General features: G+C 61.0%; 15 protein-coding genes. 7 read left to right on the forward strand and 8 right to left on the reverse strand.

The annotated features are described in order from the left end of the window. Window positions 1-163: 163 nt before the first annotated feature. From ASD31_RS16285 to ASD31_RS16315, 7 genes are all read right to left on the reverse strand, one after another. Window positions 164-583, reverse strand: coding sequence for a GlcG/HbpS family heme-binding protein (locus tag ASD31_RS16285; RefSeq protein ID WP_056335947.1), 420 nt, complete (start codon window positions 581-583; stop codon window positions 164-166). Between the two features lie 73 nt (window positions 584-656). After that, window positions 657-1,073 carry a GlcG/HbpS family heme-binding protein gene (locus tag ASD31_RS16290; protein ID WP_056335950.1) on the reverse strand — a complete coding sequence of 139 codons (417 nt, stop codon included), beginning with the start codon at window positions 1,071-1,073 and terminating at the stop codon, window positions 657-659. A 23-nt stretch (window positions 1,074-1,096) separates the two neighbouring features. Continuing rightward, complete coding sequence (locus ASD31_RS16295; protein WP_056335952.1) at window positions 1,097-1,888, reverse strand: hydroxypyruvate isomerase family protein; 792 nt, start codon at window positions 1,886-1,888, stop codon at window positions 1,097-1,099. 4 nt (window positions 1,889-1,892) lie between these two features. Continuing rightward, complete coding sequence (locus ASD31_RS16300) at window positions 1,893-2,528, reverse strand: aldolase (RefSeq protein WP_056335954.1); 636 nt, start codon at window positions 2,526-2,528, stop codon at window positions 1,893-1,895. Further along, the gene (gene otnK, locus ASD31_RS16305; protein ID WP_056335958.1) at window positions 2,525-3,775 is read right to left on the reverse strand and encodes a 3-oxo-tetronate kinase; all 1,251 of its coding nucleotides are present in this window, start codon (window positions 3,773-3,775) and stop codon (window positions 2,525-2,527) included. Before otnK ends, ASD31_RS16300 begins: the two co-directional genes overlap by 4 nt. Then, entirely contained in the window at window positions 3,775-4,773 is a 999-nt protein-coding gene (gene denD / locus ASD31_RS16310; RefSeq protein WP_056335960.1) for a D-erythronate dehydrogenase, read from the reverse strand. Before denD ends, otnK begins: the two co-directional genes overlap by 1 nt. 1 nt (window position 4,774) lies before the next feature. After that, the gene (locus ASD31_RS16315; RefSeq protein WP_056335963.1) at window positions 4,775-5,554 is read right to left on the reverse strand and encodes a FadR/GntR family transcriptional regulator; all 780 of its coding nucleotides are present in this window, start codon (window positions 5,552-5,554) and stop codon (window positions 4,775-4,777) included. A 497-nt stretch (window positions 5,555-6,051) separates the two neighbouring features. Between ASD31_RS16315 and ASD31_RS16320 the strand changes: the two genes are divergently transcribed. The 5 genes from ASD31_RS16320 (at window position 6,052) to ASD31_RS16340 (ending at window position 12,698) form a co-directional block, all read left to right on the forward strand. Beyond that, window positions 6,052-7,572 carry a sugar ABC transporter ATP-binding protein gene (locus ASD31_RS16320; RefSeq protein ID WP_244483872.1) on the forward strand — a complete coding sequence of 507 codons (1,521 nt, stop codon included), beginning with the start codon at window positions 6,052-6,054 and terminating at the stop codon, window positions 7,570-7,572. Between the two features lie 126 nt (window positions 7,573-7,698). Continuing rightward, on the forward strand, window positions 7,699-8,748 hold the full coding sequence (locus tag ASD31_RS16325) for an ABC transporter permease (RefSeq protein WP_056335966.1): 1,050 nt from the start codon (window positions 7,699-7,701) through the stop codon (window positions 8,746-8,748). 174 nt (window positions 8,749-8,922) lie between these two features. Then, window positions 8,923-9,930: a sugar ABC transporter substrate-binding protein gene (locus ASD31_RS16330; protein WP_056335968.1), complete on the forward strand. Its 1,008-nt coding sequence runs from the start codon at window positions 8,923-8,925 to the stop codon at window positions 9,928-9,930. A gap of 102 nt (window positions 9,931-10,032) precedes the next feature. Next, the gene (locus ASD31_RS16335) at window positions 10,033-11,268 is read left to right on the forward strand and encodes an LVIVD repeat-containing protein (RefSeq protein ID WP_082520616.1); all 1,236 of its coding nucleotides are present in this window, start codon (window positions 10,033-10,035) and stop codon (window positions 11,266-11,268) included. Between the two features lie 47 nt (window positions 11,269-11,315). Next, the gene (locus ASD31_RS16340; RefSeq protein ID WP_056335974.1) at window positions 11,316-12,698 is read left to right on the forward strand and encodes an FAD-dependent oxidoreductase; all 1,383 of its coding nucleotides are present in this window, start codon (window positions 11,316-11,318) and stop codon (window positions 12,696-12,698) included. Between the two features lie 72 nt (window positions 12,699-12,770). On the opposite strand, the gene ASD31_RS16345 is transcribed toward ASD31_RS16340, so the two are convergent. Then, window positions 12,771-14,054, reverse strand: a complete 1,284-nt coding sequence (locus tag ASD31_RS16345; RefSeq protein ID WP_082520598.1) for a GGDEF domain-containing protein — start codon at window positions 14,052-14,054, stop codon at window positions 12,771-12,773. Between the two features lie 377 nt (window positions 14,055-14,431). Here ASD31_RS16345 and ASD31_RS16350 point away from each other — a divergent pair, with 377 nt between their 5' ends. After that, window positions 14,432-15,460, forward strand: a complete 1,029-nt coding sequence (locus ASD31_RS16350; protein WP_056335977.1) for a substrate-binding domain-containing protein — start codon at window positions 14,432-14,434, stop codon at window positions 15,458-15,460. Between the two features lie 201 nt (window positions 15,461-15,661). Next, on the forward strand, window positions 15,662-17,188 hold the full coding sequence (locus ASD31_RS16355) for a sugar ABC transporter ATP-binding protein (RefSeq protein WP_056337162.1): 1,527 nt from the start codon (window positions 15,662-15,664) through the stop codon (window positions 17,186-17,188). The last annotated feature ends 18 nt before the right edge of the window (window positions 17,189-17,206 follow it).

Genomic DNA, 17,206 nt, shown 5'->3' on the forward strand with positions numbered 1-17,206 from the left:
AGGCGTAGTCGCGCTTCTGTGCAGGCAACGGAGCTTCGGACAACCAGATTGACCGCGGAGACGCACTTGGTGAGGCCGGGCACGCGCTGCCTGCGATGTGCCGTCTATTCACGCGATGATCGTACCGAAGAGGCTTGACGCACTGCACAGGCGTCAAGGACGATCAGACAGGTTCCGCGCCGATGGCCTCCAGGGCAGCCCGCGCCACCGCGAAATCCTGGTCGCCGGTTCCGGACCCGACGCCGATTGCACCGACGAGATGGCCGTTGAAGCGAATGGGCAAGCCGCCGGGAAGGTGGGTCACGCCGCCCTGGGAAGCGATTCCTGCTGCAACGCCGAACTCGACGTTCATGGCACCGGTCGGCGCATTGATCGACGCGGCGGTGCGTGCCTTGCTCCGCGCCGTGTGCATGCTCAGATATTTCGCGCCATCCATCCTGAACGTTGCCAGAGTCTCGCCGCTTGGATCGACGAGTACGATACATTGCGGGACATGGATTTCCTCTGCATGGGCGATGGCGGCCTGCAAGGCAATCATCGCGCCGGCATGCGTCAATGCCAGCGTTTCCTTGGTTATCGACATTAGGATACTCCAAATTCTGTATCGGACGGCCAGGCTCCGGCCGTCATTCATCAATGGTGGTTGACTTTGAAAATCATCCGGCAGACGTCAGCAGCGATGCACCGATCCGGCCGATATCGCCGTCATCCTCATCGCTTGCGCCGCTGACCCCGATGGCGCCGATGATTTCCTCGCCGTGTTTCAGCAGGACGCCGCCATCAAGCGGAATGCCGTTGGGAATGCAAAGGAGCGCGTAACGTCCTTCGCCTTCCACGACATCCTGGAACGTTTTCGTGTTCCGGCGGAACAGAACGGCAGTCCGCGCCTTGAGCGTCGCGATCTCGACGCTGCCGACCTGTGAACCGTCGTCGCGATGCAGAAGCATAAGATGCCCTCCATCATCGACGATCGCGATCACCACACGAAGCCCCTTGGCCTTCGCTTCGGCTTCGCAGGCCCCCGCAATCGCCTTGGCGGCCTCTATGGTCAGTACTGTTTTGGTGGCAAGCATATGGTCTCTCCCGCTCGATTTCGTCATCCGGTCATCGTCTGAAGCGAAATCCCCAGAGCGTTGATCCACCCCAGCCCCTCATCCGTTCCTGCCCGAGGCCTGTATTCGCAGCCGACCCAGCCCTCATAGCCAAGCCGGTCCAGTTCGGTGAACACTGCCGGATAGGCAATCTCGCCTTCGTCCGGTTCCGCCCGGCTCGGGACGGCGGCGATCTGCACATGGCCGATGACCGGCAGATATTTTTCCAGCTTTTTCAGGATGTCGCCTTCGCTGACGCCGACATGGTAGACGTCGAACATCACCTTGATATTGGGCGCGCCGATTTCCTCGATCAACGATACGGCCTCGCCGATCGTCGAGTAGAAGTAGCCCGGTTTGTCACGCTGGTTGATGGGTTCCAGCAATAGCGTGACGTCGGGCGCCCTTTCGCTTGCCAGAGCCAGATTCTTCGCAAGCACGCGCCGGGCTTCGGCCTTGTCGTTCGCCGCCACCACGCCCGCCATCACGTGGATGGACGACGCGCCGGACGCGCGCGCATAGGTTATGGCCTGATCGAGAGAGGTTTCGAAATCGGCGCGCCGACCGGGCAGGGCGGCAAGGCCGAATTCGCCCTTGCCGGTGTCACCGATCGCGGTGTTCAGTCCAAGCAGGACAAGATCGTGGTCAGCGCAGGCATTGCGTACGGCATCCGGCGGGACATCGTACGGCCAATGCAATTCGACGGCTTTGAAACCCGCCCTTGCGGCCGCGTCAATGCGTTCCAGGAGAGGGCGGTCTGGCCAGAGGAAGCCGAGATTTGCGGAAAATTTTGGCATTGGCTCACTTCAGCTGGAAATGTTGATCGAGATCGGAGATCGCGTCCGGGCTCAGCATCCGCACGGCCATGCCGCGTGTCAGGACAACCAATTTGGCAGCTTCCTCCAACTCCTCGATGGCAAAGACCGCCGCATCCAGCGCGTTACCGGCGACGATCGGACCATGGTTCTGCAGCAGTGCCGCCGCATGTGCGCCGGCGATCCTCCCGATCAGCGGCCTGATGTCGGCCGAACCCGGTCGCGTATAGGCAACCACCGGCACCCGGCCGACGCGCATGACCACATAGGGCGTGACCGGCGGTATGGCATCGGCCGGATCGACGTCCGAAAGGCATGAAAGGATGGTGGCATAGGTGGAATGCAGATGCACGACGGCCCGCGCCTGCGGCCTCTTCTCGTAGAAGGCGAAATGTAAAGGCAGTTCCTTGGTCGGCGCATCGCCCGAGAGAAGGCGCCCCTCGCTGTCCAGCCGCGAGAGCCGGGCCGGGTCGAGAAATCCAAGGCAGGAATTGGTGGGCGTCGTCAGGTAGCCGTCTGCCAGTCGGACCGAGAGATTGCCGGAGGAGCCGGCTGTCAAGCCGCGCTCGAACAGCGACCGGCCCCATTTCACCATATCGTTTCGAAGGTCGCTCTCGTTCATGCGCGGCCTACCTTTTGCAATGCCTTCGTGAAGAAATCCTCAGATCCGAAATTGCCGCTCTTGAGGGCGAGGCCGATCGGGCCGTTGCGGTCCGAAACGAGTGCGGGAACGCCCGGATCGATTTCCGCACCGATCTGCAGGCTCTGTACGCAAAGCGCTTCAATGACGGCGCCGGACGTCTCGCCGCCGCCCACCACAATGCGGCGTATGCCGCCGTCGGCAAGCGTACAGGCAAGCTCACCGAAGAACCGTTCGATGGCCGATGCCACCGCTTCACGGCCATAGGTCGCCTGCGCATCGGAAACCGCTTTGGCATCGGCGGTCGAATAAACGATTGGCTCACGGCCTTCCTGTGCACCCACCCAGTCTGCAACCCGGGCAACCTCTGTCCGGCCATCCATCAACTCGCCGGGATGAACGGCAAGGCCGGGATTGTCTCTGAGATGGTAGCTGACCTGTCTTTGGGATGCGGTCGAGCAGGAACCACAGAGCACAACGCCGGCTCCTCTGACGAAGGAGAGAAGCGGAGCACGATCGGATAAAAGACCGCGGTCGCGAAAATTCTGAGCCAATCCGATGGCAATGCCGGAGCCGCCGGTGATCAACTTGTGACGCGCCGCCGCCTTGCCGAGAATGCGCAGGTCGTCGTCGGTGACGGCGTCGGTTACCACCAGCCGCCTGGAGGCATGGCTTTCGGTGTTGAACGCTTCGGTCAAAAATGAAGCTCCGGCGCGAACACCGTCGAGCGAAACAAAGCCAATCTCGCCGCGGGTCTGGCGCCGTAGCCAACGCCGCAGATCCGGATCGGTCATCGGGGTGAGAGGATGGTTCTCCATTCCCGATTCGCTGAGCAGCCTGTCGCCGACAAAGAGATGCCCCATGAAAACCCGCCGCCCCGTTGCCGGAAAGGCGGGGCAGACGATCGCGACATCGGAGCCGAGAAGATCGATCAGTGCCTCGGCCACAGGCCCGATATTACCGGACGGTGTGGAATCGAAGGTCGAGCAATATTTGAACAGGATCTGCTCGCAGCCCTGCGCCAGCAGCCACCGTGCTGCATCCAGGGATCGCTCGACTGCCTCGCTTGCGGGAACGGATCGTGTCTTCAGTGCAACGACACCGGCTTCGCAGGCGCCGGCCGTTCCGGTTGGTCCGACGAACAGGGTCGTCGCCATGCCGCCCTTGGCAAGGGTGTTGGCGAGATCGCTTGCCCCGGTAAAATCGTCGGCTATCGCACCCAGCAGCATCAAACATGCTCCCGCGCGGGCAGCGCGTTTTCGAGTTCGTCCTCGATGTGAACGCGAATGATGTCGTCGAAGGATTTTTCGGCCTTGAAACCGAGTTCTTCGGCCCGCTGTGCGTCGAAGCTCCGTGGCCAGCCGGCGATGATATCGGCCACGGCCTTGTCGGCTTCGCGGCGGATCAAGCCCGTGGCGCCATCGCCGGCCACCCGCCGCAACGCCTCGATCTGGTCGCCGACCGTTGCCGAAAGCCCGGGCATGGTGATGGTACGGCGCGAGCCGAGCCGCGCGGTATCGAGCTCTGCTGCATGGATGATGAAATCCACGGCAGCCCGTGGGCTTGCAAACCAGTGCCGGACACTCTCGCTTACCGGAAGGACTGCTTCCTCGCCGATCAACGGTTCGCGCAGAATGCTGGAAAAGAAGCCGGAGGCAGCCTTGTTCGGTTTGCCGGGGCGGATCGAGATCGTCGGCAGCCGGATTCCTATGCCGTCGAGGAAGCCCCGTCGGGAATAGTCAGCCAGGAGCAGTTCGCCGATAGCCTTCTGCGTGCCGTAGCTGGTCAACGGGGTCAGGCAATGATTGTCGTCGATGATATCGGGCAAGGGTTCGCCGAAGACGACGATGGACGAGGTGAAGACCACCTTGGGGCAATAGGGGCGGTCCTTGCCGGCGAGGCGGATCGCCTCGAACAATGAGCGCGTGCCATCGAGATTGACGCTGTAGCCCTTTTCGAAATCGGCCTCCGCTTCACCCGACACGACGGCCGCCAGGTGGCAGATAAGGTCCGGGCGAGACTGAATCAGCCGCTCGGCGGTGCCCGGAAGCGAGAGATCGGCGGCGACGGTTTCGATCTCGCCGTCGAATGCAGGCTGTTCCGGCGCGACGATATCGGCCAGGACAAGGCGGCGGATCGGCCGACCCTGCAGGTTTGTTTTGGCGACGAGCGATTGGACGAGCTTGCGGCCAAGCATGCCGGCGGCGCCGATAATCAGTATGTTCATGTCAAGCGGGCTCCTTGTCGCCATCCGTGACGGTGAAGGGGGCCGCCGCTTGGGCATTTTTCCCTTCATCGACCGCAAGGCTGGTATCGTGGATGCGCAGAATATGCTCGGAGAAGGCCGCAGCCACGGCGTCCGGATTGCGCATTTTAAGTGCGCGAACGATGAACCGGTGGTCCTCCAGGCTCTTTTCGATGGCGCCGGGCTGGGCCATGGCAATACGGCGATGGTCGAGCATATAGGTGTAGAGATCGACCACGAAATCGGCGAGCAGCCGGTTTGGCGACGCATAATAGATCGTCAGATGGAATTCCCGGTCGCAGATGAGAAAGCGGACCGGATCGTTGCACGCCATCTGCTGGGCAGCGATCGAATCCTCCAGCCGCCTTATATCGTCGTCGCTCAGATGCTTGGCCGCATCGGCGACGACGGCGGTTTCCACGAGAAGGCGGGCGGCGTGGACGGCGTCGAGGCTGTATCCATTGATCGATGTGGGGTTGGTGACGCCGATCCTCTGGGCGCCGACTTCGACGTCGACCCTTGCCACCCGCGTACGGGCGCCCTGGGAGACCTGAACGATACCTTCGGATGCCAGGCGCTGAACCGCGCCGCGCACGGTCTCGCGGCTGACCATCAGCATGGTCGCCAATTCTCGCTCGCTCGGCAGTTCGTCTCCGACCTGCAGGATGCCTGAAGCGATCAGGGAAACGATCTTGTCCCGGATCATTTCCTTGGCCGTCTGTTTGTGGATCGTTTCGTGTAGAGGGGAAAGCGGAGTTGCCATTTGCTCACCGACGCTGGACTAGTTAATGGACCAGTTAAACGATTGTTCTGACGCTGTCACCTGAAAAAATAAAAATCGCGGCAGTAGGATGGGCTGTTCAGGAGGGCGCTCCCCGAAGGCGGCGTCCCGATCACCGCCCGAAATCCCGGCTGATGACGGGTGAGGTGTTTTGTAAAGTCATTTATTTTCTTATAGTTAGAGATGTTATTGGCGAATGAAAAATCTGAATGTCAATTTGTCGGAGGCGTCGGTCATCCGTGCTCGAAATATTCAGTCCCCATGAGGGTGGTTTTATCTATGGAGGAGAAAAATTTACTGGTCTGCTATAAGTACCAGTTGACAAGCGAATACCGGACCAATAGCGTGCCGTAATCGCAGCGAAAGGGCATGCTCTTTCAGTCTGTGGCTGGTTCTTGGAGGAGCCGCAAAACAATTGGGGGACCGTTCATGCGCCTGTTCGCAAGAAGCCTGGCTGCCGTGCGCCTTGGAGCGTTGTCGTGAGCATTGCCGATCATATCGCGCCGCCGGCCGACAAAAGTGTCCCTCGCGCCGTTCTTGTGGCCCGCGGCGTCACCAAGTCCTTTCCCGGCGTGCTGGCGCTCGACAATGTCGATTTCGATGTACGGGCGGGAGAGGTGACGGCCCTTCTCGGTGAAAACGGTGCGGGAAAGTCCACCCTCATCAAGATGATGGCCGGCTTCTATGCGCCGGATGACGGCGAGATCACGGTCGATGGCGCGCCTTTGCATGCAGACCCGTCCTCGGCCCACCATATCGGTATCGCGACCATTCACCAGGATGCGCATCTGGTGCCGGCCATGTCGGTGGCGGAAAACATCATGCTCGGCCGATGGCCGACCCACTATGGTTGGGTGCAGATGAAGCGCCAGCGCGCGAAGGCGGCCGCCGCTCTTCTGCGGGTCGCCCCGCATCTCAATCCCTCCACCCCTGCCGGTCGCCTGTCGTCGGCTGACCAGCAATTGGTCGAGATCGCCCGGGCGATCTCCGAGGATTCCAAGGTCCTCATCATGGATGAGCCGACGACCTCGCTCTCGCCACCGGAAATCGACCGCCTGTTTGCAGTCGTCGATGATCTGAAAAGCAAAGGCATGAGCATCGTCTTCGTGTCGCATTGGCTGGACGAAGTCTTCCGGATCGCCGACCGCGTCACGGTTCTGCGCGACGGCCGACTGGTCGGCAGCCGTCCGATCTGCGAGCTCGACCACGACAAGGTCATTCGCATGATGGTCGGTCGTGAGGTTCGCGATACGATTCTCAGCAAACGCCCCATTGGCGACGTGGTGCTACGGGTCAGCAATCTTTCGCGCCAGAACGTGCTCAGCGATATCTCCTTCGACGTCCGTGCCGGCGAAATCGTCGGCATGTCCGGCCTTGTCGGGGCAGGGCGCAGCGAAGTTGCCTCGTGCATCTTCGGCATCGATCCCTATGACAGCGGTTCCGTCGAGATTGCCGGGGAACCGATCCGGCCGAATGATCCGAAGGCCGCCATCGAGGCTGGAATCGGCCTTGTTCCGGAAGACCGCCGCCGGCAGGCCCTGGTCGGGCTGATGAGCGTCAAGAGTAATGTAACGCTCAGCCTGCTCGATCGCATCTCCTGTTTAGGGTTTCTCAGCATGGCCCGGGAGCAGGAGATCGCCGATCGCGAGATTCGGGCTCTGTCCGTCAAGACACCGTCATCGAGCACGCGTGTTTCAACGCTCTCGGGCGGCAATCAGCAAAAAGTGGTGCTGGCCCGATGGCTGGCGCGCAAGCCGAAACTGTTGATCCTCGACGAGCCGACAAAGGGCATCGATGTCGGGGCGAAATCGGAAATCAGCGAGCTGATCCTGCGATTGGCCGAAAGCGGCATGGCCATTCTGCTCATCAGTTCGGAATTGCCGGAAATATTGACGCTCACCGATCGCGTGCTGGTGATGCGCTCCGGCCGGATTTCCGCATCGCTGACACGGGAAGAGGCGACCAGCGAAACGATCATGAGCTTTGCCACGACAGGCTAAGCGCGTCATCCGGGCGAGCGCCTGGATGAAAGAATATTCTAATATTGGCGCCTGCATGTCTGCATCCGGAGGATGCGCGCGGCACCAAGGCGAGGAGAACGACGAATGGCAGTGGAGAACGCACCTATGACCGATCTTGTGCCCCGGCGATCCGGAGGGCTTTCGTCGCTGCGGGGTAAATTGTCCTTCATCGACCTGATGCAAAGCCTCGGCCTGATGGCGGTTATTCTTTTGGGTAGCGCGGTGATGAGCACGCTCAGCCCGGTCTTTGCAACCATCCGCAATATCGAGAACGTGCTGCAGTCGGCAACCATCATCGCGGTTGTCGCCATCGGTCAGACTTTCGTAATTCTGGTATCCGGCATCGATCTCTCGGTGGCCTCCGTGCTGGTTCTGTCATCGGTCCTTGCCGTCGGCCTTGTCCAGTTCCAGGGCTTTTCGCCTGAGATTGCCATCCTGGCCGCACTCGTTGCTGGTCTGGGTGTCGGCCTGATCAACGGTCTTGCGGTGACGAAGCTGCGCATTCCGGCGCTGATCGCAACCTTGGCTACGATGACGATCGCCCGCGGCCTTGCCTATATCTATTCCGGCGGCACCAACATCGCGCCAGTGCCACGCATTTTCATCGAGCTTCAGGCAAGTCGCGTTTTCGGCATTCCGGGCGTGATCGTGCTGACCCTGGTTCTGGCCGCCCTTGCCCAGATCGTATTGTCGCGCACCCGCTTCGGCCGGTCCGTCTATGCAACCGGCGGCAATCCGCTCGCGGCAAGGCTCGCCGGTATCAAGACCGAGCGTGTGATTATCGCCGCCTTCATGATTTCGGGCCTGATGTCTGCCGTCGCAGGTCTCTTGATCACCGCACGCTTCGAGGCGGGCGCGGCAACCGCTGCGCAGGGACTGGAGCTTGCCGTCATCGCCGCGGTCGTCATCGGCGGCGTCAGCCTGTTCGGCGGCGAAGGCAATATAGGCAGCATGCTGCTCGGGGTCCTGCTGCTCGGACTGGTGCAAAACGCCGTCAACCTGTTGAACGTACCGCCGAACTGGGACTCGGTGGTGAGCGGCCTGGTGATTGCAGCGGCCGCCGCACTCGATGTCTACCGGAGAAGCTATCTGGAGGCTGGAATGCGCAAGAAGGTTATCGCGACCAAGGCTGGCAAACAACAAAAGCCGTCCTAGCAGAACAGCATCGGCAAGTCCGTCCAGTCGCGTTCCACAGCACCGCGCGGCTTGCCTTTGAACGTGCCTTTTCGTGACAGCATCGGCAACAGGACGCATCACCGCAAGCGGTTATGCTCGGGTTCTCCTTGTCTGTCGTTCGGGAGAAGTGGTCCAATTGGGAGGAGAAAAACCATGGATATCAACAGAACAATGACGACGACCAGACGGATGTTTCTGAGCCTTGCTGCAGGTGCCGCAGCACTGACGATGGGAAGCGCGGGTTTCGGCACGGCTGCCCTTGCGCAGGAGAGCGCGCTGAAAGGCAAAAGCCTTGCCTATATCGCCTTCGGCCTGCAATACGAATACCAGGTCACGCTGGTCGAGCACGTCAAGAAGCTCGCCGCTGAAAAGGGCATGACCATTTCCGTCTATGACGGCAAGGGCGACGCCAGCACCCAGACGACGCAGCTGCTCGACGTCGTCAGCAAGCAGCCCGATATCATCCTTCTGAACCCGGTGGATGCGACCCTCCTGCAGGGTGGCGTGCGCAAGGCGAATGAATCGAAAATCCCGCTGTTCATGCTGGAGAACCTGCCGCCCGAAGGCGAATGGGTTGCCTATAATACATTCGACGACGTTGCCGGCGGCGCTGCCGCTGCCGATGCCGTGGCAAAGCTGACCGGCGGCAAGGGTCTCGTTCTCGAAGTGCGTGGCGCCATCGGTTCCGGCCAGTCGGAAAAGCGCTACAAGGGCTTCCATGACCAGATGGACGCAAAATATCCGGATATCAAGATCGAAACGTTGAAGGCCGAATGGACGGCCGACAATGCGCAGACGCTGACCGTCGATGCGTTTACCCGCGATCCGAACGTGGCAGCCATCTGGGCACACAACGACGAGATGATCCGCGGCGTCGTCTCGGCGCTGCGCCAGATCGATCGCCTGAAGAAGCCCGGCGAGGAAGGCCATATTCCGGTCATCGGCTTCGACGGAACGCCGCTCGGCTTGCAGCGTATCCGTGAAGGGACGCAGGATGCCGATGTTGGCCAGAACCCCTTCTCGATGGGGACTTCGATTGTCGGGGAAATGGAAAACCATTTTGCCGGAAAGCCGGTCGCCAAGGAAACGCTGATCCAGCCGGTGATGATCTGGAAGGAAAACGTCGACAGCACGGACAACTGGGGCAACATGGTCAAGTAATCATTCCGCCCGAATGACAAGCCGGGGCGCGGATCAAGGCGCGCCCCGGCCCTCTACCGAATGAATGACGTTCAGGAGCTTGTAGTGAACACGACAGATATCATGAAGCCGGACCACGCCCGCAACATGCGCCTTATCGGACACTCGGATCAGGGCGGCCGGGCCGATGGCATTCAGGTGATGGTGGAAAATGGTTTTGCCTATATCGGCCATCTGTTCAGCCAGGGCTTTTCGATCGTCGATGTACGCGACCCTAAAAATCCGAAGCCTGCGGGATATGTCGCGGCACCTGCGAACACCTGGAACGTCCATCTCCAGGTGGCCGACAACCTGCTTCTGGTAATCCACGGCAAGGATGTCTTCGCTGATGCCGCCTTTGCCGACGAGGCAAGTTATTACAAGGCCGCCGCCGGAACCGCGCTCGGTACCACCAGGCCAACGGGGGCGCGCAATTGGGATGCCGGGCTGGCAGTCTATGACATTTCGACGCCTGGCCAGCCGAAACGGATCGGTTTCATGCCGGTGTCAGGCGGCATTCACCGCATCTGGTACACGGGTGGCCGATGGGCCTATGTGTCGGCGCTGCTCGACGGTTATACCGATTTCATTTTCATGACCATCGACATGTCCGACCCGGCGCAACCGCGCGAAGCGGGACGCTATGCGCTGCCGGGCATGAACCAGGCTGCCGGCGAGATCCCGTCATGGGAAGCCAACAGGAAATTCGGACTGCACCATGCGCTCGTCGACGGCGATATCGCCTGGGGCGCCTGGCGCGATGCCGGTCTCGTGGTGATGGATGTCGCCGACCGTGCCAATCCGAAGCTGATCAAGCATGTCAACTGGTCGCCGCCATTCCAGGGCGGCACGCATAATTGCCTGCCGCTTGCCGATCGCGACCTGCTGGTCGTGCTGGACGAGGCGGTGCTGGACGATTTCGAGGATGGCTTGAAGAACATCTGGCTGTTCGATGTCAAGGACCCGGCCAATCCCGTGCCGGTCTCGACCATGCCGCCGCCGACCGATGCCGATTATCCGCACAAGGGTGCGCACTACGGCCCTCACAATATCCATGAGAACCGGCCGGGAACCTTCCAGAGTTCGACCCTGATCTTTTCGACCTGGCAGAATGCAGGCGTACGGGTTTTCGATATCGCCAATGCCCGCCAGCCGAGGGAAGTCGGTGCGTTGGTGCCGCCGCCGCCACGCTCGATGATGGACCAGCGCCCGGGCAAGAAACCGATTATTCAGACCTGCGATATCTTCGTCGATAAAGCGGGCCTCATCTACGTGACCGACTACAATGCCGGTCTCTACGTGATGGAATTCAACGGGTAAGGCGGGCCGAAGCTTCCGTCGCCATCGCATTTGAAAGGACTATCTCCATGAATCTCTTCGGCTCTTATGACGTCGTCGTCACCGGCGCGGGCTCCTCCGGCATCGTCGCAGCCATCCGCGCGGCGCGCGAAGGCGCAAAGGTGCTGCTGCTTGAGGGAACCGGATTTCTCGGCGGGTTGATTACCGGTGGCCGTCTGACGAAGCCGACCGGGTTGATCAATTCGCCGATCTTCCACGAAATGCTTGACCGTTGTGTCGGGTACAAGGGTGCCGACGGTCGCGTGCGCGAATCCTATTGGGGCAAGTATACCGGAACCTTCGATGCCGAGGTGATGCAGCGCGTCATCATCGAGATGGTCGAAGAGGCGGGCGTCGAGGTGCTGCTTCGGGCCATGGTCGTCCAGACAGTGATGAAGGACAGCGCCGTCCACGGGCTGATCATCCGCACCAAGTCCGGTGAAAGCCTGGTGCTTGCCAAGGCCTTCGTCGATGCCTCCGGTGATGGCGACGTGGCAGCTCTTGCCGGAGCGGATTTCATGCTGGGGCGCGACGGCGACGGGCTGACGCAGCCGATCACCTCCTATTTCCGCGTCTTGAATGTCAACGTTCCCCGGCTGATTGCCGATTGCGAAGCCAACCGTGCCGATATGTGGGAAGTCGTCTATCCAAAGGAGGCCGGCGAGCGCAACGAGGACTATGCGATGGCCGTTTTGCTGACCGGGTTTCAACAGCGCATCAAGGATAAGGTGGCCGAGGGATTCGACTGGATCATCCCCAAAGACCATATTACCATGAAGACCGGGCTGATCCCCGGCGAGATCAGTGTCAACGTCACCCGTTTCCAAGGCAACGGGCTGGACGACCGCGATCTCAGCAAGGCGGAGATCGAGATCCGCAAGCAGGCTTATTGCGCTTTCGATTTCCTGCAGCGCTACGTCAAGGGTTTCGAGGATGCCATCTTCCTCGAAGTTGCGCCGAAGCTCGGCATCCGCGAAACGCGGCGCATCACCGGGCAGTACACCATCACCGAAGCCGATGTTCGCGGCCATGGACGGTTCGAGGATGCGATCGGGCTCTGCAATTCACCGGTCGACGTCCATGAGCCGGGCGGTAGCCGCGCGATCATGGATCATGTCGGCATCGGCTATGGCATTCCCTATCGCACCATGGTGCCGCTCAAGGTCGATAACATCATCATCGCCGGTCGCTGCATTTCGGCCGATGCCATCGCCTTCGGTTCCACCCGCAACGTGCCGGCCTGCACCATGACCGGCGAAGCTGCCGCGATCGCCGCGGCACTTGCCGCCAGCCGTGGCGTGCCGACCTCCTCTATCGATGTCGGTGATATCCAGGCGCGATTGCGCGAACTCAAGGTCTGGCTCGGCACGCCGGGAGAAGAGGTGCCGGACGTGCTGAAACAGGCAAGCTGAGACATTCGCAGGGGCTAAGGCGGGGCGGCCAATGACGCATGCATTGAACCGCCCCGCCGTGCCTGTCCATGTCTACGCCCTGGCCTGGCTCTCCGGCGTGTAGGCCATGACGCAGTTGCGGCCGGACTTCTTCGCCACGTAAAGCGCGGCATCCGCCTGGCGCTGGAGAAGCTCGGCCGGGACGCGTTCACCGGCGCGCGTCAATGTCGCCAGTCCGATGCTCACGGTGACAAAGGCCATGACGCGGGATGTGGGGTTCGGAAGAGAGGCAGCTTCCACCCGGCTGCGTATTTTCTCTGCGACCATTCTCGCCTGCTCTTCATCGCAGCCTGGGAGAAAGACGAGAAACTCTTCACCTCCGAAACGGGCAACCTGGTCCGTTTCGTCTTTCATGCAGCTCTGGATGATGCCGGCGATCTTGACCAGGCATCGATCGCCCTCGGCATGCCCGAGATTGTCGTTGAGGTTCTTGAAGTCGTCGACGTCGCACATGAGCATCGCCGCATCGCCGGTGCGTTCGATGTCCTCGTTCCAAAAACGATTGAGTGTCTCCATCATCGAGCGCCGGTTGGCGACGCCCGTCAGCGGATCGGTGCGGGCAAGCAATTCCAGCCGCGCATTGATCTCGGTCAGGTCGGAAAGGCGGCTTCGGTCCCGCAATTCAAGCAGGAAGGTCTTGTGCGCCAGGATCGTCGCGGTCCGTCGCGCTTCCACGGTAGCCACCACGCCGCTCGCAAAGAACAGCGTCCCGGCAAGCGCGCTTCCCACTTCGATGCCCGGATTGCGCAGTTGAAACGTCAGATAGATGCCGAGAGCGGATCCACCGATCGTGATGGCCCAACCGAGTGGCACGGGAAAGATGACGATGGCTGTAACCGCCACGAAAAGCATGATGGTCAAATGGCGCTCATAAAACTCGCCGCCCGTGTTCACGCCCACCAGGGCCACCGACAGCAGGATCAGAAACACGCCGGAAAGCACCAGTAATCCACGCAGCCAGAAAGCGTGCGGCTTGCGAAATCCGATTGCCGTGAAAAGAGCCGCGGGCGGGAGGATGGAGGCCGGCAGAAGCATCGACGCCACGGTTTCGGTCGGAAGCAGGATCGCATTGAGGCCCAAGGTCAGGATATCGAGTACAATCACCCAGAACATCCAGGCCCGAATGATCTTGGCAGCCTGCGGCCAGGAGCGCTCCCGAAAAAGGCGCGCCAACTCACCGTCGAGGCGGATATCGCGCGTGCGTCCCCCCAGAAGCCGTTCGACTTCGCCGACCACGGCCGGGCTCAATTTCGGCAGGGGCTTGTGCGAAGACGGCCCGATCGATTTCAAGGTGCCTGTGGTACGCTCATTATCCATGAGGCTTGATCTAGGGTGGAGGCAATTCAGGGGCAAGTCGGGCTGCTGCGGGCGTTGGAAAGGCTGCGATATTTGCTCCAATGAGCTTTACGGGCGCCAGCAAAAGCTGATCGCCTGTGCCAAAGTGAGTCAGCATGGATCGAGATTGCGACACGCGCCGGTGGACGCCCAGTTCAATGCTCCGGTTCAATCGACGAGTTTGACTCACGGCTTTCATGAAATATATTTCTATGAATGAATTATATTGACAGCGTTGTGGCGTTCGCGTTTATTGCGCCTACCGCACTTCGAGGAGGAAGTTCGGTTTCAACGCGATCAGCGGCGTCTCAACGGCGCCCTCGGGCTATTGGGAGGGGCTTCGGCCTCGAGGAGGAATCTTGCGCAAATTTATCAGCTCGACCGCGATGGCGGTCCTTGCAACAACGCTTCTTGCCGGTACTGCATCCGCGGAGACGGAAAATCCGTTCCGCTGCAAGCCGGGCGAGAAATACGTCATGAACGTCATGGTCTCTGGCGTGGAATACTGGTTCCCGGTCTACGAGATGTTCAAGCAGGCCGGCCAGCAGTTCGGCTGCGAGACGGAATATACCGGCACGCCGGAATATGACGTCAACAAGCAGATCGCCACTTTCGACCAGGCGCTGGCACAGAACCCGGCCGGCATCCTCGTTCATCCAATGAACTCCGATCCGTTCATCGAGCCGATCAACCGGGCGATCGACCAGGGCACGGCGGTCGTGACCTTCGCGGCCGATTCACCGCTCTCCAAGCGCGTGTCCTTCATCACCTCGGACAACAACCGCGAAGGCGTCTATGCCGCCGATGCGATTGCCGAGAAGATGGGCGGCAAGGGCGAATATGCGGTCCTTGAAAATCCGGGCCAGGACAATCACGACAAGCGCATCACCGCTTTCATCGGTCGCATGGAAGAGAAGTGGCCGGACATGAAGCTTGTCGGCCGCGCCGCATCCAACCAGGATCCGACAAAAGCCTATCAGGGGCTTTCGAGCCTTATCCAGGCCAATCCGAACCTCGGCGCCGTCTTCATGCCGGAAGCCAATTCGGCGATCGGCGCATCGCAGGCCGCCAAGGAAAACGGCGGCAAGGTTCTCGTCATGTGCGCCGACGTCAACGCCAATATCCTCGACATGATCAAGGCCGGCGAAGTCTTCGGCTCGATCAATCCGAACCAGGGCATGCAGGGTTACATGGGCTTCATGCTTCTGTGGCTTGCCAAGCATCCCGAACTAATCGATCCGATGAACGACGCCAAGCGCTCCGGCTTCAACGCCATGAGCATCCCGGTCGTCGATAACGGCCTGTCCATCGTTACCGCGGAAAATGCCGATGACTTCTACTGGGACAAGTACCTGAAGCGCCGTGGCACCAAGGGCATCGAAGAGTAAGGGCGTCGGCTTCTTCCCTTCTCCCCAGCGGGGAGAAGGTGGCCCGAAGGGTCGGATGAGGGGGATGACTTGCCTGGAGCAAGCGGAGATACCCCCTCATCGCCTCGCTTTGCTCGGCACTTCTCCCCGGTGGGGAGAAGAGGAAGGCTGTCGCAGCCGCTTTCATTTTGTGTACGATGGCGTGAATAAGGGACAATGACGATGGCGGAGCCGGTGCTCACCATTCATGGCGTGACCAAGCATTTCGGTGCGGTAAGGGCGTTGACCGATGTCGATTTCACGCTCGAACGCGGGGAGGTCCATGCGCTGTGCGGCGAAAATGGTGCCGGCAAGTCGACGCTTATGAACATCATTGCCGGGGTACTGCAGCCGACCGAAGGCGAAATCCGCGTCGATGGCAAGGCGGTGCGCATATCTTCGCCTGCCGCCGCCCAGACGCTGGGCATCGGGCTCGTGCACCAGGAAATCGCCCTCTGCCCGGATGCGACGGTGGCTGAAAACATGTTCATGGCGGCAACCAACCGCCGCCGCGCGCCCTTCATGAATTACCGGGCCCTGGAGCGCGACGCGCAGGCGGTGATGAACCGGCTGGCCGCCATCGACGTCCGCGGCAAGGTCGCCGATCTGCCGATTTCCAGCCAACAGCTCGTCGAGATCGCCAAGGCGCTGACGCTCGACTGCCGGGTGCTGATCCTGGACGAGCCGACGGCCGCCTTGACCGAAACCGAGGCGCAGCAGCTCTTCTCGATCATCCGCACCCTCAAGGCCAACGGTATCTCGATCATCTATATCAGCCACCGGATGGCCGAGATCTTCAGCCTCTGCGACCGGGTCACCGTGTTTCGCGACGGCCGCTATGTCTGCACCGACCACATCGCCGACGTGACCCCGGACGAGGTGGTGCGCCGCATGGTCGGCCGCGAGATCACCCAGCTCTATCCAGACAAGCTCAAGTCCGGGGAAGCCTCCGCCGAGACGATCCTTGAGATCGATCGCATCAGCGACGGCGCGCGTTTCCAGGATGTCAGCTTCGACCTGCGCAAGGGCGAGATTCTCGGCATCGGCGGTCTCATCGGCTCCGGTCGCACGGAGATTGCCGAGGGCATCTGCGGGCTTCGGCCGCGAATAGCGGGTACGGTGCGCCTGCATGGCGACGCGCAGAAGATCACGGCCTATGCGGATGCCGTGAAGGCCGGCATCGTCTATCTTTCCGAGGACCGCAAGGGTTCCGGGATCTTTCTCGAACTGTCTATCGCGCAAAATATTTCCGTGCTGGATCTGAAGGCGCTGACCAACCCGGCCGGGCTGCTCAAGCGTCGTGCGGAGACCGCGCTGGCGGAGAATTTTGCCCGGCGGCTTGCCGTGCGCATGGCTGGCGTCGAGGCGCCGGTCAAATCGCTTTCCGGCGGCAACCAGCAGAAGGTGGCGATCGCCAAGCAGCTTGCCGTCGAGCCCAAGGTGATCCTGATGGACGAGCCGACCCGTGGCATCGACGTGGGCGCCAAGGCCGAAATTCATCGCCTGCTGCGCGATCTCGCGCGCTCGGGCATCGGCATCGTCGTCATTTCCTCGGAAATGCCGGAACTCCTTGGGCTTTGCGACCGCGTGCTTGTGGTGCGGGAGGGGCGGATTGCCGGCGAGCTGGGCGCGGACGAGATGTCGGAGGAGGCCGTGATCCGCCTTGCCTCGGGAATGGGCACGGCAAAGGCGGCAAGCCATGCCGCGTGAGAAGAACCTGGGAGAGAC

The sequence above is a fragment of the Rhizobium sp. Root482 genome (genome assembly GCF_001426565.1).
Lineage (GTDB): Bacteria > Pseudomonadota > Alphaproteobacteria > Rhizobiales > Rhizobiaceae > Pararhizobium.